Origin of the sequence: Acinetobacter sp. UBA3461, assembly GCF_002381195.1 — a bacterium.
GTDB lineage: Bacteria > Pseudomonadota > Gammaproteobacteria > Pseudomonadales > Moraxellaceae > Acinetobacter > Acinetobacter schindleri.
Genome location: NZ_DFRO01000036.1, coordinates 1 through 23,551 on the forward strand (window position 1 = coordinate 1; position 23,551 = coordinate 23,551).

A 23,551-nucleotide genomic window follows, 5' to 3' on the forward strand; every position below is an offset into this window, starting at 1 on the left:
TTAAACTGAATTTTCTATAATTTTCTAAACTTTTGTTAATTTTTCCACTAATTTTCAATTATTTTTTTTGTAAAATTTTTTTATAAAACAATTACATTTAAAAATTATTAATAATAAATAACTAGATAAATTAAATTATTTTTTTTGATTAAGATGTTTTTTATATTAGTTATTTAAACTATTTTCCCCAATAACAATTTTTCTTAAATTTATAATTAAATTATAAAAATTGCTGCACAAGCCAATAGGAAGTACAGCAAAGCGATAAACTACAAGTCAAGCTTTATGACTTGATAGAACAATGAAGCCCTCATTTGTAGGACTCTATAAAAAGTCAATCCACATGTTTACCGTTTATCAGAAAACTCAAATTTCAACGTCATCCTGTGACGCATTATTGATTTTAAAGGATTTCTTTTATTTGTATGAATTATCCTGAATCTCTACAATCTTGATTAATGTAACAATAATCAAGAGGTATTAATTTTATGAGTAATTCTCATGGGGGCTTTCGTGTTGGGGCTGGCAGAAAGAAATCTGAAGAAACCAAAGTGATTCGTGTGCCAGAATCACAGGTTCTTGATATAAGAGCATACTTAAAGTCATTAAAAAAAGAAAATGAAATTAGCGATATCCGCCAGTTTGATCCTATTACAAAAATAGAAATACCCCTGGCAACTGAACGCGTTCAGGCTGGATTCCCCTCACCCGCTCAAGATTATATAGATAAGAAACTAGATCTGAATGAGTTTCTAATCAACAATGCCAATGCCACTTTTATCGTGCGCGCCAACTCCCTTTCCATGTTGAATGCAGGAATTGATATTAATGATGCTCTGATTGTGGACCGAAGCATTGAAGCCCAGCACAGAGACATTGTGATTGCCTGTGTAGATAATGAGTTTACTGTTAAAAGACTGATTATTGATGCGAAAGGTTGCTGGTTGAAAGCTGAGAATGAGGGGTATCCAGACATTCATCCTCTAGAAGGCCAGCAGTTTGAAATCTGGGGTGTAGTCACAAATGTAATCAAGAAGTTCAGATGAGCTATAACAATGAAATCTATGCGCTTATCGATGTAAATAATTGCTATGTAAGTTGTGAGCGCCTGTTCAATCCCAAACTCAAAGATGTGCCGGTAATTGTTCTCTCAAACAATGACGGCTGTGCAGTTGCGCGTTCTCAAGAAGCAAAAGATCTTGGTATCAAGATGGGTGTTCCTCTATTCCAGATCCGCGATATTGTTGAAAAGCACAATGTGCAGGTTCTCTCGAGTAATTATGCTTTATATGCAGAAATGTCACAGCGCTTTCATTCAATCCTGGCAGAGTATGTGACACCAGGTGAGCAGGAAATTTATTCGATTGATGAATGCTTTTTGAAGCTTACTGCCTATTCTGAAAATTACGATCTGGTGAAATATGCTCAAGACATGAGGGAGCGCATCCTGCAATGGGTAGGCTTACCTGTAAGTGTTGGTATTGGTCGATCTAAGACCGAAGCAAAGCTAGCCAATCACATGGCTAAAAAAGCAAAACGCTTCAATGGTGTTTGTGATCTGGTTTCTATGGATCCTAAGCACCGGGATTATTTTTCGAGTTTGATTGATGTTTCCGAAGTCTGGGGTGTTGGTCGTCAGCATAGTAAAAAATTAAAAGGCTTAGGTATTAATACTGTCCGTGATTTAGCTACCTCAAATCCACATCAAATGGGGAAACTGTTTTCAGTAGTCATGCAGAGGACTGTCATGGAGCTGCAAGGGGTTTCATGTATCGAACTTGAGCAGGCTGCACCAACAAAAAAGCAGATCATTTCATCACGCTCATTTGGTGCGCGTGTAACTGATATTGCCTCATTATCAGAGGCCATGAGTGATTACTTGCAAAATGCGGTCAAGCGCTTAAGAGAAGATAATTCTCTCTGTGGCTGCGTAATAGCATTTGCTCAGTCTAATCCTTTTGATAAGAACAAGCCTTTCTACAACAAGTCAATCAATATCGGATTTACTGAGCCAACTGATTGTGCTGCCGTCATGAACCGGGTTGTAATGAAGCGAATGAATGAACTTTTTCAGGAAGGAATCGAGTTTAAGAAATGTGGGGTAATTTTGACTGCTATCGAGCCGAAGTCGACATACATATATGACCTGCTATCTGATAGTACTCAAATAGAGAAAAATGAAAGACTGCAAGAAGCTTTGGAGAAAGTAAAAGTAAGATTCGGAGATAAGAAGTTAGCCATTGGTCCTTGTAAGATGCATGGTCGTGCATGGACTATGTCACGCCAAAATTTAACCCAGAATTATTTCAGTTGGGATGGGATGTTAAGGATTGATAATTAGAAAGTAAAAGCCCTCACTTAGAGGGCTTATGAATCTTAATATAAGCATCTACTTTGGCTGAGCATTCTGCATATTGCTCCATATGCTCAACATAGCGAGTTAGCAACTCTCCCATAGTGCCATTGTTCAAGCCCTTAAGTTTATCACAAGGATTAAGGAGGCTGGCTGGAATTTGCGGCAATGCGGGCGGCTTCGGCGATACGCATGCCATCATCTGTAAGCTTGCACTCAGAATAAACGCGCTCAGTAATAACTTTTTCAGTTTCATGTTTTATATCTCTGAATTGGATTTTTATATTATTGCGCTCGGCTTCTAGTTCATTTTCAACAATGAATACTTTGGCCTTCCATGTATCAAGAGCATCTTGATAGGCTTGATTCACTTTGTTGATACGCTCAATGCATGCCACATCAGCAGCAGCGAACTTCTCTTTCCAGTGCGATGCCCGCCATGTCTGTACACCCAAACCAATTAGGACCAGCAATAAAAAAGCCGCCAAAAAGATAATGACGGCTTCGTAAAACTTTGTGATAAATCCTGTTATTAATTCTTTCATTGCGCCCCCATGCATTTATTGTGACGTTCAAGCTGTCGAGTCCACACGCCATAGCAATTGTTAGAACGAATACTGCAGTCGCGCTTGGCCACATACTTCCATTTCAAAAGTGATTTACACGCTTGGATATATTCACGCGCTTTCAAATGACGAAGCATGGAAGATCCAGACCAGGCGTCAGTGCCGTACTGATAGGTGAAATCAAGATAAAGATCATATTCAGGTTGTGAAATTGGAATATTTAGAACGGTTTTATTGAAACGCTGGGCATCCTTATCCATGTGCAGCTTGAGATAATTTAACGCCGTCTTACGATCAATTGCAGGATCTGTCATCTTGACTCGTACACCGTTTGGATAGACTGTGGTGCCGTGGCCGATAGTTGGTACATCTCCTTTAACCGGGATCACCGCCTTAGGTGTAAAGCCTTCTTTTTGTGCTGTCGCTTGAACTTGGTGTTCACTTGGTCCAGTAATAAAAATGCCGCTTAATAAAGCGGCAGCAACTGTTGAACCAGCGACAAATAATTTAGTCTTGTTTTGCATCCCATTGCCCTCGCAATTTTGCAATTTTCAGTTCATGTTCTTCTTGCTCACGTTGATCTTTACGTTTTTGAAATTGCTTGTTTGATAGGTAATTTGCAAAACTGATCGCAAGACCAGCCAAACCAATCAAAACACCAATTAAAAAACCCCAGTCCCAAGTAGCAAGCCAGGAAATAATTGTGATGCCTGTGCCTGCTGTAGTCGCTACTGGCCCAGAAGCATCCACCATTTGTGTCGCGTTCGACATTGCGCCCCCTTAAAATCGGCAATAAAAAAGCACCCGAAGGTGATGTTGCTTTGTTGATCGTTAGACTTCTATTTCTGAGTGTGACCCACTTGGAGCAGGTCGCAAAATGACTTGATTGGATACAAACACCCTAGTTCCCAAATTATAGGTTGTGCCGGATGTGCAAAGCACTGGACCAGATCCACCATCAATCTGAACCCGATACTCTGGATGCTTCACTGAAGTAATAGTGCCGATATATTCTGCATGGGTCGGATTAAGTAGTTTGCGCAGTTCAAATAAAGGATTATTCACGGCTAATACGCTCCACAGTAATCGTTTCATCGACCTTGCTATGACTGAATGACCCACTCACCCCATCAATCACGCCCCACCACTGGCCATTAAATGCAATGATTTTACCAGGTAACATTTCGCCTATTTCTTGGCTTACTGGAATATCAGCGAAGGTGTGCAATTCCTGAATATTGGCTTTGACCAGTTCATTCTTGCCGTAACTGGCCCCCGACACCACATTAAACAATGGACCAGTGACTGTTTCTAGCGGCATATCACCCGAGGTACCGCGCTGCTGTACTTTCAGACTTTCGCCACTTCGGCTATTCACTACGGTGATGGCATTGAAGTCAGCAATATATTCATCGTTCTTCTTGATGTTTTGCTGCATCACCAGGCTTTCAGATAACAGAATATCGTAATCATCCACCATCATCGCATCCCAATAACCTTTCTGGTACCGAGGTAAGATAGTCAGTGTATTACCTGCTTTCTGGCTATAGATAAAGCCACCGCCCGCATCAACCACCTGTTTGATTGCATCGATTGGCGCAAGTTCGGCATAACTCAGGCTTTCAGTCGGAACGATCCAACCCAGTTCATCGATCAGCTTCCAATCCAGAATTGTATTGGCATTAGCGCGATCCAACTCAGCCTGAACCAGTTGAACAGAAGTACGTTCATTGTCCTGGATAAATGAGCGTAAAGGCCCATATTTATCAGAATTTAATGCAGTCACACTTCGACCTGGATAAGTGTATAAAACACTGGCAAAGCGTCGAGTTTCTTCTGGATCTTCCAGTAGAACATGATGCTCGAACCCATTGATCGTGACTTTGAGGATCACAGGCTGACCATTGATTGGTTGCAGCTTATCTTTTTCAGTATGAGCCACGGTAATTGAGTAGGTCCAGCACCATTGAGATCGACTGGTACTATAGGTGCCATCCATGACCTTAATCTTCTCGCCGGTATCCAATCGCTCGGCTGTTAATGTATTCACGATATACCACCAGTTCCTTTTCGGCAGTGCTGGAATACAGTCATCTGCACCAAAATTTAAAACGACATTGTGTGAATCAACGTCATGACAGAGGCAGACAAAATTTAAATCACCCGTGCCTTCGTATTTGGGTATTTCAGGCTTTGGCCAAGGTTGAACCGGATGCTTGCGGTAATGAATCGCTTTGGCCTGATCCCAAGGCAAATCCGACTTGGTGATAATCTCAAGGCTTTTATCCCACTCAAATGAAAAGCGGTGCTCAAAGACTTGCGCCACTTCATGGGAATAAGTAAAAGTCTTGCGCCTGCGGATCATTTCCTGCCAGACCGTTTCCCGGTTATGCCGCAGTTTGATCGTTTCTTCATGCAGGTAGCGCTGATGAATAAAGCGTTTATCACCTTCTTCCCAAACCACATATGCATCAGAACTTAAACCGGTTGCTTGCTCATGTATGGATCTAATCGCCCGGGTTAATGACCCTGCCTGCTCATACTGGATATCTGCCTGATTGGAAATCACCAAACCCTGGTCATAAAAAAGAGCCTCATTTGAGACTCTTAATACTGGTTTGGCCCACGGTATTTCTGTGGTGCTCAGGCATGTAATCGCTTTCTGATATCGCATGTCAAAACCATAAGACACCCCGACCAGATGGTTGATGTCGAATAATGCTTTAACTTCAAATTTAAAATCAGTATCTAAAACCGTATCAATGGTGCACAGATTTTCATTAAATACTGCTTCGATTTCAAAGCTAAAATTGGTATCTAAAATCGTATCGATCTGGCCAATAACATCAGTGTTTTCACTAAATACAGCAACTGCATCAAAGCTAAATCCAGTGTCGAGTACCGTATCTATGACCGCAGTATTCGCACCACTCTCCGCATACACTGCGTTAATTTCAAATGAGAATTCAGCATCGAGTACCGTATCGATTACAGCTGTAACATCATCGCCAAAATTGAGATTGGTTGAGCCATCGGCCAGATGCTCAAAATTCAGAATGATGTTATGGCTGTCAGTATTATCAGGCTTAAAGTTTAAGTTTAGGTTGTGAGCATCAACGGTGCCGAGCTTATTTTTAAAATCCACATGAGCACCCTTTTAATTTAAGGTCTGAGTTTTATTGAAGTAACAGACAGTGTGCCACCCAAAGCTAAATTGGTATTAACTAAACTAATGTCAGTACCCACAATCAGATCAGCAGCAACCTCACCTGCACCATTATAAATCCGCGCCCACGTTGCAGTGCCTGCTTTAATGACAGTGCCTGTATCGGTCGGATGAAACTCCACATAAGTAGCAGTGGTTTCTTTGATACATGGCTCAGGAAATACCAATGTCACCAAAGCATTGTTTGAATCGGCTGCAATAGCAGGACTAGCAGGCTGCACACCTTCATAAAAAATAACAATAGCACTTTGGCTACCGCTATCCATAAGGCTTGCAAAGGCTTGAATCATGGCAAGCCGAGCATTGACTGAAGTTTTACTCATTTTGGCACCACATTATCTTGAATGACTGCGTTATATCTGCGGAGAGGGTCGATTGCAACAATCGTATATGTTTGCAAACCATTAAGCCCATGAAAAGCATAGCCAGCTGTCACGTTACGAATTTCACATTCGAGCGAACCTGACACTCTATTGTAGCAACGAACAGCACTAGGATTTTTAAGGGGATTAGATAATTCTAGAACAGAACCTTGAATACTGCCGATCTTGGTTGCTCTAATCTCTCGGAGACCTGTGGTCACCAAGTTAGTTACTATTTGCATTCAGATCTCCCACTTTGATGAGAAACTGGCCATCACTTTGCTCTGAATATGTATTTATAGCTAAATACACACCATTATTGTCGGTTATAAGAGCATTATTCGCATATGGTTTTAAGTGCGGTAGCCATTTTAGTAGCGGCACTTTTCCCCTAAACTTATTGGTATTACCCTCAATCACCACAACATCTAAACATATCGGTGTTGAAAAACTAATATCATTCCGCCCCCCTGTTGTGAATTCAGTTGCACCATTGAAATGCAAGCTTGTTACATAGCTATATGAAAATACACTTGCTCCATCAGCATCATGTGCACTAATTAAATTTCTATAATAAATTGAACCCCACAATAGGGGAGTGTCCATTGAGGGTCTTTGATTATACGATGCAGTGAAATAACCCAACGAACTCCCTAAAAAACAATCTCGTTTTTCAGAATCAATTGCGCCGAAAAAATAAGCCAACTTTCTAGCATCCGAGGCAGTATGTCCGTTTAAAACATAAAAGTAATCAGAATTACCAACAATATAATATTGAGAATTCCCAACCAGCCCACCCCCTCCAGTATCCGTGCTTTGTGATGCTCGCAGCTCTGTGCTTCGGCGGTAATACCACTTAGCCCAACCATTGTATGCTGACGTTCCAGACCCTGCACCAACCCAATTTTTATCTGGATTAGATGCATCATAAGGTGCCTGACTCCCAATAAGAGAATCCATTCCATCCATATGCTCCACAATACCTACCTTGGCATATAAGGCATAGTTTGCAGGCCATGCAGGATCTAGTTCATCTACGACTCGTAAAAAAGGGCGTCTAGGTAGTAATTCATTCTTTGAGCGATATGCTGCCTTACCCCCTCCACCTGGATTAGTGCTTGAGAATGGTTTTTCCCATCCTAGTGGTGGTAAAGAGCAAGTAATTGACCCAGTGCCAGCTGTTACCCCTAAGTCCTCCGGCAATTCAAATTTAAACGTTGTGCCGTTTTCAATACTTGTAATTCGATGTTCACGATTTAACTCAGACTGGTTTGCTCCTGCTATCTTAATAACTTGATAAGCTAATAAGTTATGATTTGCATCTACTACAGCGGTTGCTATGCGCCCAGAGACTGTCAAGGATAAAACGTTTCCTACGAAAGCCCCGTTAATTAGCCACGCATCCAACACATTAATCATGGAGCCATAAGCATTTTGCAGTTGCGGCGCATTATTGTTGGTATGCACATAAAACTTAATATCAGTACTTGCGACCATTTTTTACATCCATAAAAAAGACCGCATTACGCGGCCATATTTGATTTAATATTTACAGTTCGCGGTCAATATCACCACGCAACATGATCTGAAACTGGTCTGACAGTACCGCTGGTTCCGATTGCTTTACAGTACGAATCACCCAGACTGGGAAGTTTGCGGCAATGGTATTAAAGCGTAAGACGTTACCATTCGCCCAGCCTGCTCCCCAACCTTCTTTCTTGATGATGAAGTAAGGCACACCAGTGACCGGGTTGATCGGTGCATAGTCTGCATTGGTGGTACCGGTACCAATCTGGCCAGAGTATTCACCAATACAACGAAATGATTGTGCATCGGTAAAGATTAATGCCCAGCGTTCCTGAATCGCACCCTTGTTTGTGACTTGGAGCGGATACAGCGAGTCATTGTAATTGGCTAAAATCCCGGCACCCGTTGGCTCATCAACCCATACATTACTCCACGAACCTTGCACAAACTTGCGGGTATAACGCGCCTGCATATCACCAATAACTAAAGCGGAACCAACAATGGTATCCACCGCATCATAGTTATGGGTTAAAGGCTTAGTAAATGTCAGCTGACCGTTGATCTGCACATCACGGATCAGGCCCATATCTTGATAGCGGTATTTAACTGTCAGTGGTGCAACCAGATTACCCAGTACGAAATCACCACCCAATGTCACACGGCCATAATCATAATCAACTGTGTAAAGATCGAAGGCGACTTTCGTTCCGTTGGCATCTTCTAGTTCTGCCCATGAAATACGCTGATCATTCAAGTTATATATCGTACCAGCAATCGCACTTGGTAGCTCTTGCACCTTGCTTGAGCTGACAATACCAATACCACCAACGCGGAAAATCGGCACCCGGCCATCAATCGGCAAACGTGTAGCAGACAGACCTAGAATTTCAGAGTCTAGTGGAATGTAGGTATAAGCCACAGCGTTATAGCGCACGGATGAAGCGTCGACCCAAACCGGGACATTGATATAAGTGTCCAGACCTTCCTGATATTCCAGCATCGGGTCATACCAATCCTTTGCCTCAATATCCGCACGGTTGGCTTCGGTGATTTTGGTTTTGGTGTGGAAGTAAATCGTCACAAAGCCATTATCCCAGTTCACCTGCCCATGCGCCCGACTGGTTTCAATCACGCCATTTTCATCAGCTGTCAGTGTGAGCTGGCCATATTCAATTGTTCCCACCACCACAGTTAAGGATTGTGGCCGGATTGGCATGATTGAGGTTCTAAAGCTGATCTTGTTGACCGACAACAGGTCGGTGGTAGTGGTTAAGGATTCCAGAGTAATCGTGTTATCTGCATTCGGAGTCCAGGAATCAATTTCAACGATCCCGGTACCGTATTGAATAACACCCGACTGAATCCCGCTATTATTGGCTGGATTCACATTGCGATACAGCAAGCCAGTACGATCCAGGAAAGTATCAGCACCTACTTTGAATCGGGCTGAACCCGTCAAAATCTGTTCATCAAAGCCATTGGTTAAATCAACTGTTAATTTATCGGCTGTAACAAGTTTTGTGATTGGTGCGGTTGTATCGCTCGATGTGTCGCGATAGCTTGCAATGACTGTTGTTGCACCGCGAGCTTTGAGATCTACATCTTCAAATGGTAAGCCTGAGATGACAGGAGTGTAAAAAGACATATAAGCTCCTATGCTGACGCATAAATTGCAGTAAAGCCATATTTTGGCTTATGCTTTTTAATTGTTTTAACTGGTGTAACTTCACACGCACCAGTGCTGTATGTAATCGTGCCGTAAGTCATGCCATTAGCTGAATCAATCAGAGCACCTGTTGTTGCATTGATAGGTGTATCAATAATTAAAACAGTACCAGTATCTTGATTATCTGCACTGCGTACAGGAATCTCCAAAAAAACACTCATAGGCTCAATTGGCAGACCATCACCAATGGTGAATGTTAGGCGGTTTGAGTTATCTGGCATAACACCTGATAGAGTTTTCTGCTCTTTTGAACCAAGACTTTGCTCCATCCCAAACGCAGTGCCTTTTTGGGGTAGCTTGTTTGGAAACAGCTTACCTTTTCCTGTGTTGTAGTTGATATAACCAATCGCATCACCTGAAAAACGCCCCTGGTTGTTTGATGTTGCTGTTTGTGTTTGACCTTCAAGCAACCAAGTCACTGTAATATTTGAAGTCACAGCACTTTCAAAATCAAACTCAAATCCCGCTTTCTCAACACTCAAGTTTGATCGAACAAAGGTGACAATTGGTGTTCCCCAGTTCAGTAGAATCACAGAATCAACATCCGGCAAGGCGCCTGTAGTGAGCAACCATGAGCCAGTTTCATAGTTGATCATACCCGAGCCAAAAGACGGACTGGCAGCTTTTAACTGCCCCGAGCCATCATCTTTAAGTTCATAGAACTTGCCTTGCGACATGTAGGAAATGGACAGTGCACCAGGTGCCGGAATAGGAATTAACACTCCAGTCCAGTTGGTGCTTTGATTATTTTGAGTTACCGGAATGGCATGGCTTTGGTAATACTGATTCGGTGCAGCTGCTGGTTTAAATGTAATATTCAGACTTGCGGTTCCAGCCGGTGCTGCCGCAGTCCACTGAATTAATCCACGTTGATAATCAATCGTGCCAACTTGTGTGCCTTGCGTATTCTTGAGTAAACCACCCTGATCGGTAATCTGCTGACCTTGCATCGTGAAAGAAATACTGGAAGGAATCACAGCTGAGCCGATATATAGGTTCTGACTGACACCAATTACCATGTTTGGATAACTGGCTGTAATGGTGCCTTCATTACCTGCAACCAGCACTACACTCTCACCTGCAGCGTTGACATCAATAATTGGAGTTTCTGTCTGAGCTGATGGGATCAGTTGAGCAAAGATGCTTTTGGTATTTACGGTAAACTCGCCTACATTGGCATCAGTAGCCAGTGCGGTTGATGAGTAATACAGGCCAGTATCTGCAACAATCGTATCCCGGATAATGGTTTTTGACGTGTTGCCTGCATACCACTGACGCGCAGACAATCCAACAAAATCAATTTCCAGTGCATCATTGAGTGAGTAAGTGGCAATCTTGTATTCCACGTTTTTGCCATCCACCACCATAATTGCAGTACGAGTTTCAACTTTGGTAATGCGCACATATTGCTCACGCTCTAAAGCTTTACCTTCATCACTGATCAGGACAATCGTATCCCCAACGGATGATTCAACCTCTTGTGGGAACATAGCCACCTGTAGTGATGACATACCTTTCCAGTGGGTATCTAGTGGTGTACCTGCGATCTGGCCGCCTTTTGCTAGGTAGTTTTCCAACCGGTTCTGGGCAGACTGGCGTTCATCCGTCCAGTTCTTAGTACTGAATAGTAGTGCAGATACGTTTGGATCTTCTGGTAGCTCAGATACAAAAACAGTTGCACCCATCAATAAATCGGTATCTTCAGTAGTCACAGCTGGAAAGACCTTGCGCATAGATACATCACCCATGGTTCGATCCATTTCAGACACGTCATTGAACAGGTTATTGCTAATCCCATCCTGAACCACAACGCCAGAATATTTACCACCGCCATCCGAGTTATCAGTCAAGCGTTCAGACTTGTAAATTACTAAATCCTTGGTTTCAATCGCCATCGTCTAACTCCGTAAAGCGTAAGGTCACATTAAAATAATCATCCAGTGATACCGCTGGAATTCCTTTTACCGGTGCGGCTTCTAAAGCCCCATCCTGGTGGTTAAATTTGACGGTGAATTGCCGGCTATCATGTGGCTGTTCAAATTGCAGTTTGAAATTTTCATCTTGCAATTTTGACCACTCCAAAACAGTCCGTAGTTCACGCAGCTTAATCCAGCCCATTTGTGGATCTGCTGGTTGCAAGGTAATTGGTCGGCCAGACTTCTTTTTGCCTTCCTGAATGATTAAAGTCCCATCCATCGCATAGTCTTGGGTTTGCTCAATGGCCTTCCATGAGAATTCATCAGACCATAAAAAACCGTCCTCTAATGGGACGGTTTCTGATGTTGCTAAGCGAATAAGCTTCATGTTGATCTCGCTTGTACTTTTAACTGATTAACCAGTTCATTCATTAAAGACTCCTGTCCAGCAGGACCGCTAAATTTCATCTGCTTACCGTTGAAATCAAAGTTGTAGGTAACTTCTTTGCTTGGCTGGCTCGTATCTCTAACTGATGGTGCAGAAGGAATCGACGGCGCGTAATTGTTCAAGCTGCTAGAACTATTCTTACCAACATATTGGCTCAGTTTCTCAATCTGCTCGAGTACATACATACCGTTACCCATAGCTTTCTGATTGTCGTAGGCAGATACTCCATAGTTTTTCTTCACCCATTCATTGGATGCAGACTTATAGTACCCACCAGCGACCGGCTCAGCAGCCTTAAATAACTCTTGTGCTTTTTGCTTCGCATCACCTTCATAACCAATATCCTTAAGTCTCTGTTCAATTTCTTCAACAGAAAGCCCGTATTTTGCGGTTTTTCCAGTCTTTGATGCTTCCATTTTGCCTTGAGTTGCTTTGAGCGCATCAGCCCAGGCTTCGGTGGAAGATTTAGCTTCTTCCCTTGCGATCTGGCCAGCATGGCGGTAACCGTCACCAATACCACGTGCAGAATCTTTAACACGGTCATTAGATTTGGCCCATTCGTCCATGGATTTGACGGCAGCAACACCTGTGTCATCAATCTGAATCTCAAGATTACGGCCAGCATTTGCAGCATTGGTTGCAGCAATGACACCAGCATCACCGGATGCAGCTGCCGACTGAGCCGCTTTTTCATAAGCCTTTTGCACACCTTCTGCAGTTGCCTTGCCGCTATCCCGGATCGTGATGTAATCCATCAATGCTTGCTGGGCAGCCAGCTTGAGATTTTCCTTTGTCTCAATACCAAGACGTCTAAAAGCCTCTGTGACAGGATCAATATCATCTGGCAATTCTTGAGCTTGATGTTTAATCGCAATTAAGCCTTGCTCTACCTGACCAGTCGAAACTTTACCTTGATCACCAAACTCCTGAAGCTTGGCTTTGGCCATATCAATTTCGGCCTGACTCTTCGCTGTTTGGAGCCATGTCAGCCAGGCTTCATAGGTAACATTACCAGCTTGCTTGCCCTTAACCCCAAGATCCTCTAGGCCGGCTGCAAAGGTGGTAACATTTTTGCTATTTTCGGCAAATTTTTCAGAGACACGATTTAAGGAAACGTCCAGATCAATACCAAGCGCGGCAGCAGCTTTACGGGCTTTGTCTGTCGCATTAACTTGACCATCAGTTGCTATGGTCGCATCTTGCATAGCCTTAACAACAACTTTGCCGGCACTATCGAATTCAGCCTGTAAACCTTGAGCGGCTAACTGGGCATTAAGAACCTTTAGTTGCGCCATCCCTGCAGTATCTGCAGATTGAATCATTGCACTAGCTACAACCTGAGCAGCCTGAATTTTGGCATCTGTGATTTTCTGACTTTCAGCCTGATAAGCCTTTTCCTTGGCATTCAGTTCAGTAAGACCTTTTACAGCCTGATCAATCGCAGCCTGATTACCAGTTTTACGTGCTTCATATAGCTGTTGTTCCAGTCGAATGCGCTCATCACTGATGGTCTTATAATCAGCTTTGTGCTTTTCCTCCTGAGCTTTCAATTCAGTCAGTGTTTGCTGGGCTTTTTCAACCCGCTCCGCATTGGCTTCATCCTCAGTCTGACGAATCTCTCGAATCGCCTCCCTGGTAGCTGACTTGCTTTCAAGTGCCAGTCTGTTTGCCTCGGATGCATTCTTTTCGGCCTGCCTGAATAAAGCATCTGAGGCGTTTTGTGCTTGAGCAGACAGATCATCAAAACCTAGAAAATCTAATACTGAAGCACTAAGCGCATAAATACCGCCTGAAATAAACTGGATACCGGAAAGGAGTAGCTTCAAAGCAATATTTAGTCCGGTAGCACCATCAGAAACCACACCAAGTGCAATTTTAAAAATATTGAATAAGGTGGTTAGACCACTAACTTCCTCTTTACCATTCAGGATTGCATTAAATAATGGAGAGATAGCATCCAAGGTAGACGTAAAAGCACTCCAAGCGGTTTCGGCGATCCCAGCCAAACTTGATATGACTGTTTTAATTGTATCGTAGACAGCAGATAAGGTACTTCTGATTGCTTCAAGAGTAGATGGATCGATTTCTGATAACTTGTCTTGAAACCATCCAACACCTTCAGCAACATCATCAAAGAATACTTTCAGGATTCCAAGATTGTCAGCAATGATTGATAGTGCATTAGCTACTGTCGCGCTTGATCCATTAGCCTGATCCATCTCCCCAATCAGAATTTGCCACTGTGTAGAAATCTTCTGTAACGCGTTGCTAATAGTGGTTGGAAATTGGTTATAGGTTTCTTGAATCTGGGTGGCTTGACTTTGAACAGCCTTAATAACGCGCTCTGAAGAAAGCTCGCCATTCTCGGCCATTTTACGGAGTTCGCCAGTGGTAACCCCTAAACCCTTGGCTAAGGCTTCAGCTAAACCATACCCATTCTCCATAATGGAGTTAAATTCTTCACCACGCAGTACACCGCCCTGCATAGCCTGAATAAACTGCTGGACAGCTGCTTCACTTGCTTGTGCAGAACCACCACCGATCTGAATTGCTTGGGTAATTGTTTTAGTAAGATCTAACGCCTGTTGCTGCGTCATCCCCATTTCTTTACCAACTGTATTTAGTCGGGTAAATAAATCACCTGTTGCCTGTAAGCTAGAATTTGTGGCAAGTGCTACCTGATGAACGCCAGCCATTGCAGAAGAGAAATTCCCTCCTTCACGAGTGGCAATCTGAATACGGACAGATAGATTGGTGTATGAGTCGGCAGCTTCAGCAAGCTCTCGTAGACCTAGACCAACACCAATTGCAGCCATGGCGCCAACAAGAGCATTCACTGCAAATTTTGCACCATTAAGCCCTTTTTGAGCTGTTTGTGCAGCACTATCAGTATTTTTTAAACTTGTGCTGGCTTTGCCTACTTCTGCCTGAAATCCAATAAAAGCCTGATCTGCTTGCTGAACTTCTTTTTCAAGTTGATCAATCTGAGCCTGTGCTTTTTCAATATCTGCAGGTGAGACTTTAGTTTTTGAAAATACTTCAAGATTTTGCTTGGCCTGAGCCAAATCCCCTTTAAGCTGACCTAAGGCTTTTTCGGCCTTATTACCAAAATCTGTAAAATTGCCTGCTGTAGATTTTGCATTGTCACCAGCATCTTTGATAATGCCTGTAGCAGCATTTAGAGACTGAGAGAGCTTGTCTGCTAATTCACTGGTGCCTTTAGGGATAATATTTCCCATTTCTTTAGAAGCATCAGTAGTCGCTTGTTTTAACCGTTCTGATTCTTGCTTTATTGCATTAAATACTGACTTAGCTGCATCTTCTGATTGCTTGATGTTGCCAATGAAACCTTTAGTGTCGGCATCCATGATTAATTTGAATGTTAAATTTTTACCAGACATGCTGACCTCTAAATTTTGGCAATAAAAAACCCGCCGAAGCGGGTAAACTCAAATATCAATAACTATCCCAAGGGATTAATTTGAAATTGATGTTAATTTTCCATTTGTAAAATGCAGATATTTTGATCCAGAATAAGGTGTTCTATATACCCATTGCTCAAACTCATTTTTAGCTGTGGTTGTTGTGTTAACTTTATCTGGATAGCCCCATGTTGATTTCTCAGCTTCGGACTTTGTCATTCCAATGCGCGGTTCTTTCCTCGCATCACGTTCGGCTCTTTCTTTTTCTCTGACTGCCTGCTGTCTTTTGATTGCAGCTTGAGATTGCTGAACTTGCGCATTCAATTTTTTACCTGGGCAAGGCTTTCCCTGATAAACCGTTTTTCCGTTTACAGTGCAGGTATAAACCTCAGCAGCGAAAGAACTTTGAATCAATAATACCGACGTCATCACTACTAATAGTAATTTCTTCACAGCAACCCCCTAAATTATTATTTTTCACATCATAACTTTAGGGTGCTGCCTGATCAATCAAAAACCATTCCTTTCTTAAATGACTCAAAACCTTTCTTGTCAGACTGAGCTACACGTGCTGCAACGGCGTTATTAAAGATTCCCTGCTTATACAGCTTGTTTGCCGCTTTGACATAGGACTGGAATGCACCGTAGGTCATTTCCATAATTTCGCTATGCTGATGACCCATTGATACCAGAAACTGGAATGAATCGAACCAGGTAGATTCAGTAGTTGGCTTTTTGATGCCACGTTTAGGCTTTTCATATTTGAAGTAAGCCTGGTTGACCAGAAGTACCGCTTTAAGCAGATCCTTGAATCCCTGTTCATCAGTAGCAAGTTCTACCAGCGATTCTTTATCCAGATCGGTGACACAGGCCATAGTCGAAATCACCTGCACGCCATGAGCTTTAAATAGCCCTGTCAAAATCTCATCTGAATGATTCTGGTCTTTGATGAAGTTCTTAATCGACTCAGCATGCATTGCCCAGGTATCAAAGTCTTTCATCTGGATTTGGCGTACTTCGATATCATTAACTTTGACGCTTCGATTTGTGGCTAAGAAAAAATCATTCATGATGGGTCTCGATTTAAATTTTCAACATTAAAAAACCATCCCGAAGGATGGTTCTTTTAGAAGCTACATAACAATTTATTAAAAAACCCAGTTTTGACTTTGCCCTATTTTATAAATGACAACTATTAGGGCAACTATCACTAGTACAATCACAGATATTTCAGCCTTAGTTGGCATTGCACTACCCGCCTTCTTTTTTACCATATGATAAAGAAAGAGAGCATCTAATAACAATAAGATTACAAAAGAATTATTGGAAGTTACAAACAAAGGAAATAAAGAAAATCTATTTTGGTGAGTAGTAATCTATTTAAGTATTCAAATATTTCATTAAGCAACTCAACAAAAAAGTTTCAACGGAAAAGTATTCTTACGTAAACCTTGATACCTATAACTATAGACTTGAATATCTTACATATCCCGACATAGCCAGTACACTAACTATTGAAATCACTCTCTACACTGAATTTAAGTTTTAGAAACGTAGAGGAAATTCAGATGGAAAAGTATTCAAAGATTCTAATCCTAGCCTTAATGGGATTTGCTGGCACTATAGCTATTGCATCAGAACCGCCAATAGAAGCTACTGCTGCAGCTGAAGCGCAACAGGTAGCTCTAGAATATGGAGATGGTAAAGACCAAAAGTCCGAATCATCTGATGAATAATACAAAGCCCTTAATCAAGGGCTTTTTATTTAATTGAATGTTTGTCCTACTGCATAAATAGTAAAGGATATAACTACTACAGCCAGTACGATTAATAGCATCTCAATTTTAGTCATAGAAGTTTCGTTCTTAACGTGAACTGAACATCCTTTATAACCCTGTTGGGCGTTAATTAAACTAACCAAATATTACAAAACGATGAGGTGTTAAATAACCGCCTTAATAGCGGTGTCGATTTATCTAGTAAATTAACTCATGCAAGCTTTAAAGAACTGATTAGTGAATTCCAAAGTGGCTCTTTCTGCTAATTGTTCTGATTGAATGATTGGAGCTTCATAAGCGGTTTTTATAATCCCCTCAAATAGACCTCTAACTCTCGTGTCTATACCACTTAAATTTTCGTACATTTCTTCAATTGGAACACCTTGCTGTCTAGCATTCATAACAGCTCTAGCTACTTTCGTACCCATATCACACATCTGGCGCTTATCTTCCCATTTGTCTTTTTCAATTTCTTTTGCGTTAACAGATAAAGAGCTTAATGATGCCACCAATAGTAAGGCTAGTAATTTATTCAACTTTTCACCAATGCTTATAATTCTTCCCAAAATTATAACATTGATAAAAAAACAGGCACAAAAAAAAGACGCGTAGCGCCGTGGCGTTCTTTGTGCCTGTATGGGTTAAGGTGCTGTAGCTGCCGGAATCGTTACGATATGACCGTATAAGCCAAGTGTTGGGTCTGTTTCTTTACCCACATCAGATAAGGCCTGACCAGAGATTTCATACTGACCCAATTCTTCATGAATTAATGGGAAAGTGGTTTCGGGTGATTTTTTAGTGCGCCATAAGCGCACAGCCATGTGCTTACCATTTGCTGTATTTACCCCTTTAAAGAACAATTCATATTCTTCATTGAAGTTGTTTGCCAAAGTGGTATGTGTTACGGCGCCAGTCGTATAAGTTGCCAGAATAGGCATCGTGAGATCAGCCACGTCATGGAAAATCACAGTGCCAAACTTAGCATCCACGGTGTACTGATCATCAGTAAGTGTTTTTGGTGTGCCACTAGCAGAATCCTTAAAAGACACTTGGGATAAGTTATAACCCTTTAATTGAATTTCATGACCAGCAACCACAGTCCCTAGAGACTCATCAGTGATGGTGTTACTTGCAACTTCAGAATTTGTACCAGATACAATGTACTCCAGATTGTCTTTGTCCACTTCCTCAAGTGTTCCAGAGAAATTCACAGAGGTTGTATTCACCATTGTGAAGTCGGTTGTGCGATTACCCGATGTTGATTCCTGGTGCTCAATAATGTCTGCACTAATCTCAAGCTCGAAATCAGGCACGTTGCCCAGATGACGCATAGCGCCAGCAATACCATTGGTTAGCTTGGATAAATAGAATTTACCCTGCAACGAGATATATTCTTTAGCCATTACTTTTCATCCCCTGTGGTTTTCTTGGCTGGAGCAGCTTTAGGTTCAGGAAGTTCCTGAATCACACCATCTGCCAGTAATTTTTTAATTTGAGTATCATCCAACCCGCCAATGACATCGCCCTTTTGAAAGCGACCGACGGGCTGAGTTGCCTTGTATTGTTTTGCCATGACTGGCTCCTAAATGAATTTTTGTGATTCAAAAATAATCGTGATGTATGCAAAGCCAGGACTGTAGCCATCCCGCACCGAAATCATTTCCAGCGCCGTCCGTGATGCTTGAGGCTGCCAGCCGGAAAGTAGCTGAATTACTTTCTCAGTCAAAAGCCCCGCCTCATCACTCACCGCCCGACCATCGGTCATCTGGGATTGAGCATTGCGACATGCCACCGTGACCGCCCATTGCTGACCGATCTGATTGATACTTCCACGGCCTGCACTGGCTTTTTTGTCAATACGGACAAAATTCACGTGTGCTGATGGCGTGACCTGCGACATCTCTGTCACACTGACTGAATTCAAAGGCGTATAGATCTTTAGAAATTCTGGAATCTCTTTCAGTTTTTCTGCAATCTCATCACGTACCGCGAAGAAGGTGCTCATCTATAAAACTCCCAACAATATCCAAAACCATAACCTCGTCTTCAGCATCAAGACCGAGTTGAGTCCGAGGCGGTAGAATCGACTGCTTAACTTTCCGATATTGGCCACCCACGGCAAAAGTGATGTATTGGCCATTCTTGGGCAGGATTGTTGCGCCGTAATGCAGATGAGGTGCATACTCAACATCCGTCCCCACCTCCACACCACTTGAGAGCACATTGTGTGTGTAGGAATTCATCAGACGGCCAGTATCACGCAGCGTCTCACCAGTGCCCACACCATCACGTCCTTGCAGCTTGGCTCTCCATGAAATCTTCCATGGATTTCCATCTACACCAGTACCAGTTAGAAACCGATGCTGAATACTGTTGACCAGCCCAGCACCAATCTCATCAAACAACTGGCTCTTGAGCGAATCAAAGTTACCCAATTGTTTAAGCACCGCTTCAATAGGTGAGCTATCAGCTTGAATGGTTATTGCGAAAGGCATAAACACCTCACTTTATACTGGGCATCTGGTCCAAGATAGAATCTCCAAAAACACCACCGGTGTAACTTGTCCCGATTGGCGCCGTTGATGGCTTATTCTTTGGTTGGTCATCCACGATCTGGTTTGTTTCAGGCAACTGGATCTGCAAATGTGCTTTGTTGTCAGCCACACGCTTTAAGAATGCAATTGCATCCTCATAGCGCTGTCGAACTTCTTCTGTTGGTTGCTGAAAATAAAGACGATAACGTGCAATATCACACGCCATACGCTTTAAATTACTCGGTACATTGGGAAGCGGCAAAGGATAACGACCACCGATGTGACCGTTAATTTCCTCTGTTGCATCCTGGATTGCATCAGTTACTGAGGACTGAGAAGGAAACATCGTTTTCAGACCCTCAATCTCATCACCAAATCGTGCGACCAAATCTGATTCAGTCGCGTACATGGATCACCTACTTGGTTTCGTCAGCAGGCTTTGGGTCTGCTTTAGGTTTTGCAGCTGGTTTCACCTTTTCAAGTTCAGCCACTTTTGCTTTTAGCTCAGTAACCTCTTGATCAACCTTAGCCTTGTCAGCAACTACTGCCTGATTGGCTTCGGTTAAGGTTTTATTTGCTGCTGTTAGTTCAGCATTGGCCTTTTCAAGTTCAGTCAAACGCGCAGCGGTATCATCTGCCTTAGGTTCTTCCGGCTCTTGATATTCTTCAATAGCCCCAGATGCTAAAAGGGCCTGAAGATGTTTAGCTTCAAGCCCCTCTATTTCCTGACCTGGACGGAAGTGTCCGATCGACTGTTTTGCAATATACTTTGGCATTTGATTCTCCTTAAACGAAGCCGCGACCGCCGACTAAGCCATTTTTGTTATTCGGAACAGCAAGTGGAGATGATTCAGCAAGCATCTGAATGCTCGAAGGGTTCTTTTCTTGCCATTGGCCCAAATAGAATTCCAGAGCTTGACCAAATGCCTCAACGTTTTGTAATGCACAATGTGCAATCCATCCATTCGCATCCGAAACAAGACCAAAGAAGTCTTCAGGAATAAAACGATCAGAGGAACCGCCCATATTATGACTTACGTCATAAGTCCAGATTTCAATATTATCTACTGTGCCACGGAATTGAGGCTTATCAGCTTGATCGAAAGTCGGAGTTAGTGGAACGCTAATACCAGCATACGGCGCAATAAATTTTTCTTTGAACTCTGGATCCTTGATTAAGGTGTTGTATACCTTAGAGGTGGTCAAAGCCATAATAGGTGATGTGCCTGAATGCTCGATAGACAAGTCGATCATGGCTTGAATATCTTTCACTGGAGTCGCACCAGCCTGTCCCCATTTAATTAATGGTGCGTAGTTACACGCTGGATTACGCTCATAATCCACTTTGTACATCGGAAAGTCTGCAGAAGCAAAAGTGGTTTTACCGTAGAGCAAGACATCACGTGCAATTAGTAACTTTCGGTTTTCAATTGACTGACGCAGATACAATGCTTTTTGAGCTTGGTCGATCAGCAGCAGATCTGCATCAGATAAACGATTTGAACCAGTGGCAATTACGCCGAACTGACGTAAGCGTGCAATCAGCGCCGTGTTCTGCACTTCACTCGGCATGACCGTCATCATAGGTTTTAAGTAAGCCGGCTTAACGAATTTCACGTTACCAGATTCACCCACTTTGATCTGTCGACCAGCTGCAGTCGGGGTCACAAACGGCGCAAGTGGAGTTGCTGTATTTAGCTCACCTACTGGAACTTCTTTTTTAGTGTAGGACACACGTTGTGGGAAGAAGCGATCCATTAACCAGGTATCTACCTTTTGAGTAGTATCGGTTAATAGAACTAGCTGTGGTACATCCAGCAATTCAACCGGTGCATTTTGAAATGTAAAAGTTTGACTCATGTTTTATTTCCCCACAACTTTACGAAGTTCGATTTTGTTAACCAATGCTTGTGCACGTACTGCATCATATTGAGCAGTAGTCAGCGGCGTTCCATTTACTGTGACTTCAGCAATATCAAATGGGCCTTGCACGTAAATTGGCATTTCAAGGTTGTTTGCAGCATGATAAGTGGCCTGCTCTGTAGTGAAGTCTGATACAGCAATTGCATTCCAATCACCAACGACACCTTCTGTGACTACCGGATGGTCAGCAAGATTATTGGTACCAACTTTCAGCAAATCCCCACGCTTGTACGCCGTAGCTGTTTTTACTTTGGCATTCTCAGTACGAACACCATCACCGACCACCAGCTGTTTATTTTCAATAGTGCCTGTTAATACCTGACTCATGATTTAGCTCCTTGTTGCTGTGCTGCTACAAACTGATTGAATGCCTGATCCAGAGCTGAGCCTTGCTGTTGTGGCTGACTACCCTGTCCACCATTCGCCTGATGACTAAACAAATGAGCAAATGCCGGATTCATACTTGGTGTTTGTTGTGTCTGTGGTGCAGCTGGCTGCTGTGTATTACCTACCGAGAATTGACGAAGCTGCTTAGCAGTAAAGCTAAAAACTGAATCATCCATATTGGTATAAGCTGTTTTATCTTCAGCACTGAACTGTGTTTTCAGCTCAGTTTCTAAAGCTGCAATTTCATCAGCACGCTTTTGTGCTTTGAATTGCTTAAGTTCAGCTAGGGCATCATCACGTTCACGCTCTGCCTGCTCTTTGGCCTGTTGTGCTTTTTCTAATTCGGTCACGTCTGTGTCCTCTTTGGTTGGGTTTGGATTGGCTTTGCCTGAGAAGGCTTTAATTGATGTATTACGATCAGCACCAGTCGAGCAGATCGTGAACTCACGAATGCGGTTTTGACGGAAGATTGTGATAGGGCCTTCAAATACTTGACCATTCACAGTGACTGTCTTGCCTTGCGAAACCTCTTCAATAGATCCCGGATCAATCATCATTGACATCTGGAATGGGAAGCCATCATCAGAGTCCTGAACGATTTCCTGCGCCTTAGCATTTGTAAGGAAATCACCAGCTACATCAATCTTTCCGTTTGTATCTACTGTCTGAACAACACCAATTCGACTAGAGCTAAAGTGTTCTTCAAGCAAGGCTGCTGGCTTATCAATCTCAATACCATCAAGATCAAAGACCACACCAGAACGCCCCCAGTACCAATGACCATCTACACGTCCACCAGCATAAGCAGTGCCTTTGAATTTTCGTTTCTGCCCTTCTTCAGCTTTTGGCACTTCAATTGCCGCAGCATTAAAGAGATACTTCAGCCGTTCTTCATTTGGATCTGGCATTTTCATGCTCCATAAAAAAAACCGCCCTTTCGGACGGCATAAAATAGGTACAAAAAAACCCACTAAGGTGGGTCATTAGTTTAAGTATTCTTTATAGGTATCAGCTTAAGTTTCCATTCACTATCAAACCTCTTATTTAGAAAGTTTGTTATTTGGTTCTTACGATCTTTGAACTCATATGGAGTTAGGACTATTACATTCCTTCCGCTCGATACCCCATACCTTGTAAATCCTGTAAGCGCTCTCCTTGTAGAGGTATTGTTTGATAAAAAAACTTTTGCCTTTCCTTCTCTTATTAATTGCTTTCGGCCTCTTATTTTAGGGCACTTATCTGCGGGTATTTCGATCTCAATTGCAAAACAGTCCATATCCCAACCAAGTGACTAAGCTATACAGATTTTATAAATCCACTTCGACCCTAATCCAATATTTAAATATTCCATTCGTTGTATAAAAAATGTAGCTTAAACATTGC

At 42.5% G+C, this 23,551-nt stretch carries 28 protein-coding genes; 3 read left to right on the plus strand and 25 right to left on the minus strand.

Translation table 11 applies throughout. The features are described 5' to 3' along the window. Positions 1 to 488 precede the first annotated feature (488 nt). Complete coding sequence (locus tag B3D47_RS09825; RefSeq protein WP_286861766.1) at positions 489 to 1,046, plus strand: LexA family protein; 558 nt, start codon at positions 489 to 491, stop codon at positions 1,044 to 1,046. Next, entirely contained in the window at positions 1,043 to 2,341 is a 1,299-nt protein-coding gene (locus B3D47_RS09830; protein ID WP_286861768.1) for a Y-family DNA polymerase, read from the plus strand. Before B3D47_RS09825 ends, B3D47_RS09830 begins: the two co-directional genes overlap by 4 nt. A gap of 13 nt (positions 2,342 to 2,354) precedes the next feature. Here the strand turns inward: B3D47_RS09830 and lysC are convergent, their stop codons facing one another. The 15 genes from lysC to B3D47_RS09900 form a co-directional block, all read right to left on the minus strand. After that, positions 2,355 to 2,609 (minus strand): Rz1-like lysis system protein LysC, encoded by a 255-nt coding sequence (gene lysC / locus B3D47_RS14815; protein ID WP_422652862.1) that lies wholly within the window; start codon positions 2,607 to 2,609, stop codon positions 2,355 to 2,357. Further along, on the minus strand, positions 2,494 to 2,898 hold the full coding sequence (locus B3D47_RS09835; RefSeq protein WP_048882810.1) for a hypothetical protein: 405 nt from the start codon (positions 2,896 to 2,898) through the stop codon (positions 2,494 to 2,496). Before B3D47_RS09835 ends, lysC begins: the two co-directional genes overlap by 116 nt. After that, on the minus strand, positions 2,895 to 3,443 hold the full coding sequence (locus B3D47_RS09840) for a glycoside hydrolase family protein (protein ID WP_286861772.1): 549 nt from the start codon (positions 3,441 to 3,443) through the stop codon (positions 2,895 to 2,897). The genes B3D47_RS09835 and B3D47_RS09840 overlap by 4 nt, the downstream gene beginning before the upstream one ends. After that, positions 3,427 to 3,690, minus strand: a complete 264-nt coding sequence (locus B3D47_RS09845) for a hypothetical protein (RefSeq protein ID WP_048882812.1) — start codon at positions 3,688 to 3,690, stop codon at positions 3,427 to 3,429. Before B3D47_RS09845 ends, B3D47_RS09840 begins: the two co-directional genes overlap by 17 nt. Positions 3,691 to 3,750: 60 nt before the next feature. Beyond that, positions 3,751 to 3,984 carry a hypothetical protein gene (locus tag B3D47_RS09850; protein ID WP_286861773.1) on the minus strand — a complete coding sequence of 78 codons (234 nt, stop codon included), beginning with the start codon at positions 3,982 to 3,984 and terminating at the stop codon, positions 3,751 to 3,753. Further along, the gene (locus tag B3D47_RS09855; RefSeq protein ID WP_286861774.1) at positions 3,977 to 6,064 is read right to left on the minus strand and encodes a hypothetical protein; all 2,088 of its coding nucleotides are present in this window, start codon (positions 6,062 to 6,064) and stop codon (positions 3,977 to 3,979) included. Before B3D47_RS09855 ends, B3D47_RS09850 begins: the two co-directional genes overlap by 8 nt. A 17-nt stretch (positions 6,065 to 6,081) precedes the next feature. Further along, positions 6,082 to 6,468 carry a hypothetical protein gene (locus B3D47_RS09860; protein WP_286861776.1) on the minus strand — a complete coding sequence of 129 codons (387 nt, stop codon included), beginning with the start codon at positions 6,466 to 6,468 and terminating at the stop codon, positions 6,082 to 6,084. Then, positions 6,465 to 6,749, minus strand: coding sequence for a hypothetical protein (locus B3D47_RS09865; protein WP_286861778.1), 285 nt, complete (start codon positions 6,747 to 6,749; stop codon positions 6,465 to 6,467). The genes B3D47_RS09860 and B3D47_RS09865 overlap by 4 nt, the downstream gene beginning before the upstream one ends. Next, positions 6,733 to 8,004, minus strand: coding sequence for a hypothetical protein (locus B3D47_RS09870; protein ID WP_286861780.1), 1,272 nt, complete (start codon positions 8,002 to 8,004; stop codon positions 6,733 to 6,735). The genes B3D47_RS09865 and B3D47_RS09870 overlap by 17 nt, the downstream gene beginning before the upstream one ends. A gap of 52 nt (positions 8,005 to 8,056) precedes the next feature. Next, entirely contained in the window at positions 8,057 to 9,679 is a 1,623-nt protein-coding gene (locus B3D47_RS09875; protein ID WP_286861781.1) for a hypothetical protein, read from the minus strand. Positions 9,680 to 9,687: 8 nt separating this feature from the next. Further along, positions 9,688 to 11,655 (minus strand): hypothetical protein, encoded by a 1,968-nt coding sequence (locus tag B3D47_RS09880; protein ID WP_286861782.1) that lies wholly within the window; start codon positions 11,653 to 11,655, stop codon positions 9,688 to 9,690. Next, a complete protein-coding gene (locus B3D47_RS09885; protein WP_286861783.1) occupies positions 11,645 to 12,064 on the minus strand; it encodes a hypothetical protein in 420 nt (139 codons plus the stop codon). Before B3D47_RS09885 ends, B3D47_RS09880 begins: the two co-directional genes overlap by 11 nt. Next, complete coding sequence (locus tag B3D47_RS09890; RefSeq protein ID WP_286861785.1) at positions 12,061 to 15,525, minus strand: tape measure protein; 3,465 nt, start codon at positions 15,523 to 15,525, stop codon at positions 12,061 to 12,063. The genes B3D47_RS09885 and B3D47_RS09890 overlap by 4 nt, the downstream gene beginning before the upstream one ends. Before the next feature lie 75 nt (positions 15,526 to 15,600). Next, complete coding sequence (locus tag B3D47_RS09895) at positions 15,601 to 15,999, minus strand: DUF4124 domain-containing protein (protein WP_286861786.1); 399 nt, start codon at positions 15,997 to 15,999, stop codon at positions 15,601 to 15,603. A gap of 53 nt (positions 16,000 to 16,052) precedes the next feature. Beyond that, positions 16,053 to 16,616 (minus strand): hypothetical protein, encoded by a 564-nt coding sequence (locus B3D47_RS09900; protein WP_286861787.1) that lies wholly within the window; start codon positions 16,614 to 16,616, stop codon positions 16,053 to 16,055. Between the two features lie 498 nt (positions 16,617 to 17,114). Between B3D47_RS09900 and B3D47_RS09905 the strand changes: the two genes are divergently transcribed. Continuing rightward, complete coding sequence (locus B3D47_RS09905) at positions 17,115 to 17,282, plus strand: hypothetical protein (protein WP_286861788.1); 168 nt, start codon at positions 17,115 to 17,117, stop codon at positions 17,280 to 17,282. A gap of 248 nt (positions 17,283 to 17,530) precedes the next feature. Here B3D47_RS09905 and B3D47_RS09910 read toward each other — a convergent pair whose 3' ends face one another. From B3D47_RS09910 to B3D47_RS09955, 10 genes are all read right to left on the minus strand, one after another. Further along, positions 17,531 to 17,860, minus strand: coding sequence for a hypothetical protein (locus B3D47_RS09910; RefSeq protein WP_286861790.1), 330 nt, complete (start codon positions 17,858 to 17,860; stop codon positions 17,531 to 17,533). Between the two features lie 105 nt (positions 17,861 to 17,965). Further along, entirely contained in the window at positions 17,966 to 18,727 is a 762-nt protein-coding gene (locus tag B3D47_RS09915; protein WP_286861791.1) for a hypothetical protein, read from the minus strand. After that, positions 18,727 to 18,897 (minus strand): hypothetical protein, encoded by a 171-nt coding sequence (locus tag B3D47_RS09920; RefSeq protein ID WP_286861792.1) that lies wholly within the window; start codon positions 18,895 to 18,897, stop codon positions 18,727 to 18,729. Before B3D47_RS09920 ends, B3D47_RS09915 begins: the two co-directional genes overlap by 1 nt. A 9-nt stretch (positions 18,898 to 18,906) precedes the next feature. Next, positions 18,907 to 19,329: a phage tail terminator protein gene (locus B3D47_RS09925; protein ID WP_271259656.1), complete on the minus strand. Its 423-nt coding sequence runs from the start codon at positions 19,327 to 19,329 to the stop codon at positions 18,907 to 18,909. Continuing rightward, entirely contained in the window at positions 19,304 to 19,819 is a 516-nt protein-coding gene (locus B3D47_RS09930; protein WP_286861796.1) for a phage virion morphogenesis protein, read from the minus strand. The genes B3D47_RS09925 and B3D47_RS09930 overlap by 26 nt, the downstream gene beginning before the upstream one ends. A 7-nt stretch (positions 19,820 to 19,826) precedes the next feature. Beyond that, positions 19,827 to 20,267, minus strand: a complete 441-nt coding sequence (locus B3D47_RS09935; protein WP_286861798.1) for a gp436 family protein — start codon at positions 20,265 to 20,267, stop codon at positions 19,827 to 19,829. A 7-nt stretch (positions 20,268 to 20,274) separates the two neighbouring features. Further along, entirely contained in the window at positions 20,275 to 20,634 is a 360-nt protein-coding gene (locus tag B3D47_RS09940; protein ID WP_286861800.1) for a hypothetical protein, read from the minus strand. A 10-nt stretch (positions 20,635 to 20,644) separates the two neighbouring features. After that, complete coding sequence (locus B3D47_RS09945) at positions 20,645 to 21,718, minus strand: major capsid protein (protein ID WP_286861802.1); 1,074 nt, start codon at positions 21,716 to 21,718, stop codon at positions 20,645 to 20,647. A gap of 3 nt (positions 21,719 to 21,721) precedes the next feature. Next, on the minus strand, positions 21,722 to 22,108 hold the full coding sequence (locus tag B3D47_RS09950; protein ID WP_286861804.1) for a hypothetical protein: 387 nt from the start codon (positions 22,106 to 22,108) through the stop codon (positions 21,722 to 21,724). Beyond that, positions 22,105 to 23,076 carry a hypothetical protein gene (locus tag B3D47_RS09955; RefSeq protein WP_286861806.1) on the minus strand — a complete coding sequence of 324 codons (972 nt, stop codon included), beginning with the start codon at positions 23,074 to 23,076 and terminating at the stop codon, positions 22,105 to 22,107. Before B3D47_RS09955 ends, B3D47_RS09950 begins: the two co-directional genes overlap by 4 nt. Positions 23,077 to 23,551 lie beyond the last annotated feature (475 nt).

Excerpts from the sequence above, each read along its gene's own strand:
- B3D47_RS09825 (WP_286861766.1), top strand. The coding sequence starts at position 489 with ATGAGTAATTCTCATGGGGGCTTTCGTGTTGGGGCTGGCAGAAAGAAA.
- B3D47_RS09830 (WP_286861768.1), top strand. The coding sequence starts at position 1,043 with ATGAGCTATAACAATGAAATCTATGCGCTTATCGATGTAAATAATTGC.
- lysC (WP_422652862.1), bottom strand. The coding sequence starts at position 2,609 with ATGAAACTGAAAAAGTTATTACTGAGCGCGTTTATTCTGAGTGCAAGC.
- B3D47_RS09835 (WP_048882810.1), bottom strand. The coding sequence starts at position 2,898 with ATGAAAGAATTAATAACAGGATTTATCACAAAGTTTTACGAAGCCGTC.
- B3D47_RS09840 (WP_286861772.1), bottom strand. The coding sequence starts at position 3,443 with ATGCAAAACAAGACTAAATTATTTGTCGCTGGTTCAACAGTTGCTGCC.
- B3D47_RS09845 (WP_048882812.1), bottom strand. The coding sequence starts at position 3,690 with ATGTCGAACGCGACACAAATGGTGGATGCTTCTGGGCCAGTAGCGACT.
- B3D47_RS09860 (WP_286861776.1), bottom strand. The coding sequence starts at position 6,468 with ATGAGTAAAACTTCAGTCAATGCTCGGCTTGCCATGATTCAAGCCTTT.
- B3D47_RS09865 (WP_286861778.1), bottom strand. The coding sequence starts at position 6,749 with ATGCAAATAGTAACTAACTTGGTGACCACAGGTCTCCGAGAGATTAGA.
- B3D47_RS09870 (WP_286861780.1), bottom strand. The coding sequence starts at position 8,004 with ATGGTCGCAAGTACTGATATTAAGTTTTATGTGCATACCAACAATAAT.
- B3D47_RS09875 (WP_286861781.1), bottom strand. The coding sequence starts at position 9,679 with ATGTCTTTTTACACTCCTGTCATCTCAGGCTTACCATTTGAAGATGTA.
- B3D47_RS09880 (WP_286861782.1), bottom strand. The coding sequence starts at position 11,655 with ATGGCGATTGAAACCAAGGATTTAGTAATTTACAAGTCTGAACGCTTG.
- B3D47_RS09885 (WP_286861783.1), bottom strand. The coding sequence starts at position 12,064 with ATGAAGCTTATTCGCTTAGCAACATCAGAAACCGTCCCATTAGAGGAC.
- B3D47_RS09890 (WP_286861785.1), bottom strand. The coding sequence starts at position 15,525 with ATGTCTGGTAAAAATTTAACATTCAAATTAATCATGGATGCCGACACT.
- B3D47_RS09900 (WP_286861787.1), bottom strand. The coding sequence starts at position 16,616 with ATGAATGATTTTTTCTTAGCCACAAATCGAAGCGTCAAAGTTAATGAT.
- B3D47_RS09905 (WP_286861788.1), top strand. The coding sequence starts at position 17,115 with ATGGAAAAGTATTCAAAGATTCTAATCCTAGCCTTAATGGGATTTGCT.
- B3D47_RS09915 (WP_286861791.1), bottom strand. The coding sequence starts at position 18,727 with ATGGCTAAAGAATATATCTCGTTGCAGGGTAAATTCTATTTATCCAAG.
- B3D47_RS09920 (WP_286861792.1), bottom strand. The coding sequence starts at position 18,897 with ATGGCAAAACAATACAAGGCAACTCAGCCCGTCGGTCGCTTTCAAAAG.
- B3D47_RS09925 (WP_271259656.1), bottom strand. The coding sequence starts at position 19,329 with ATGAGCACCTTCTTCGCGGTACGTGATGAGATTGCAGAAAAACTGAAA.
- B3D47_RS09930 (WP_286861796.1), bottom strand. The coding sequence starts at position 19,819 with ATGCCTTTCGCAATAACCATTCAAGCTGATAGCTCACCTATTGAAGCG.
- B3D47_RS09935 (WP_286861798.1), bottom strand. The coding sequence starts at position 20,267 with ATGTACGCGACTGAATCAGATTTGGTCGCACGATTTGGTGATGAGATT.
- B3D47_RS09940 (WP_286861800.1), bottom strand. The coding sequence starts at position 20,634 with ATGCCAAAGTATATTGCAAAACAGTCGATCGGACACTTCCGTCCAGGT.
- B3D47_RS09945 (WP_286861802.1), bottom strand. The coding sequence starts at position 21,718 with ATGAGTCAAACTTTTACATTTCAAAATGCACCGGTTGAATTGCTGGAT.
- B3D47_RS09950 (WP_286861804.1), bottom strand. The coding sequence starts at position 22,108 with ATGAGTCAGGTATTAACAGGCACTATTGAAAATAAACAGCTGGTGGTC.
- B3D47_RS09955 (WP_286861806.1), bottom strand. The coding sequence starts at position 23,076 with ATGCCAGATCCAAATGAAGAACGGCTGAAGTATCTCTTTAATGCTGCG.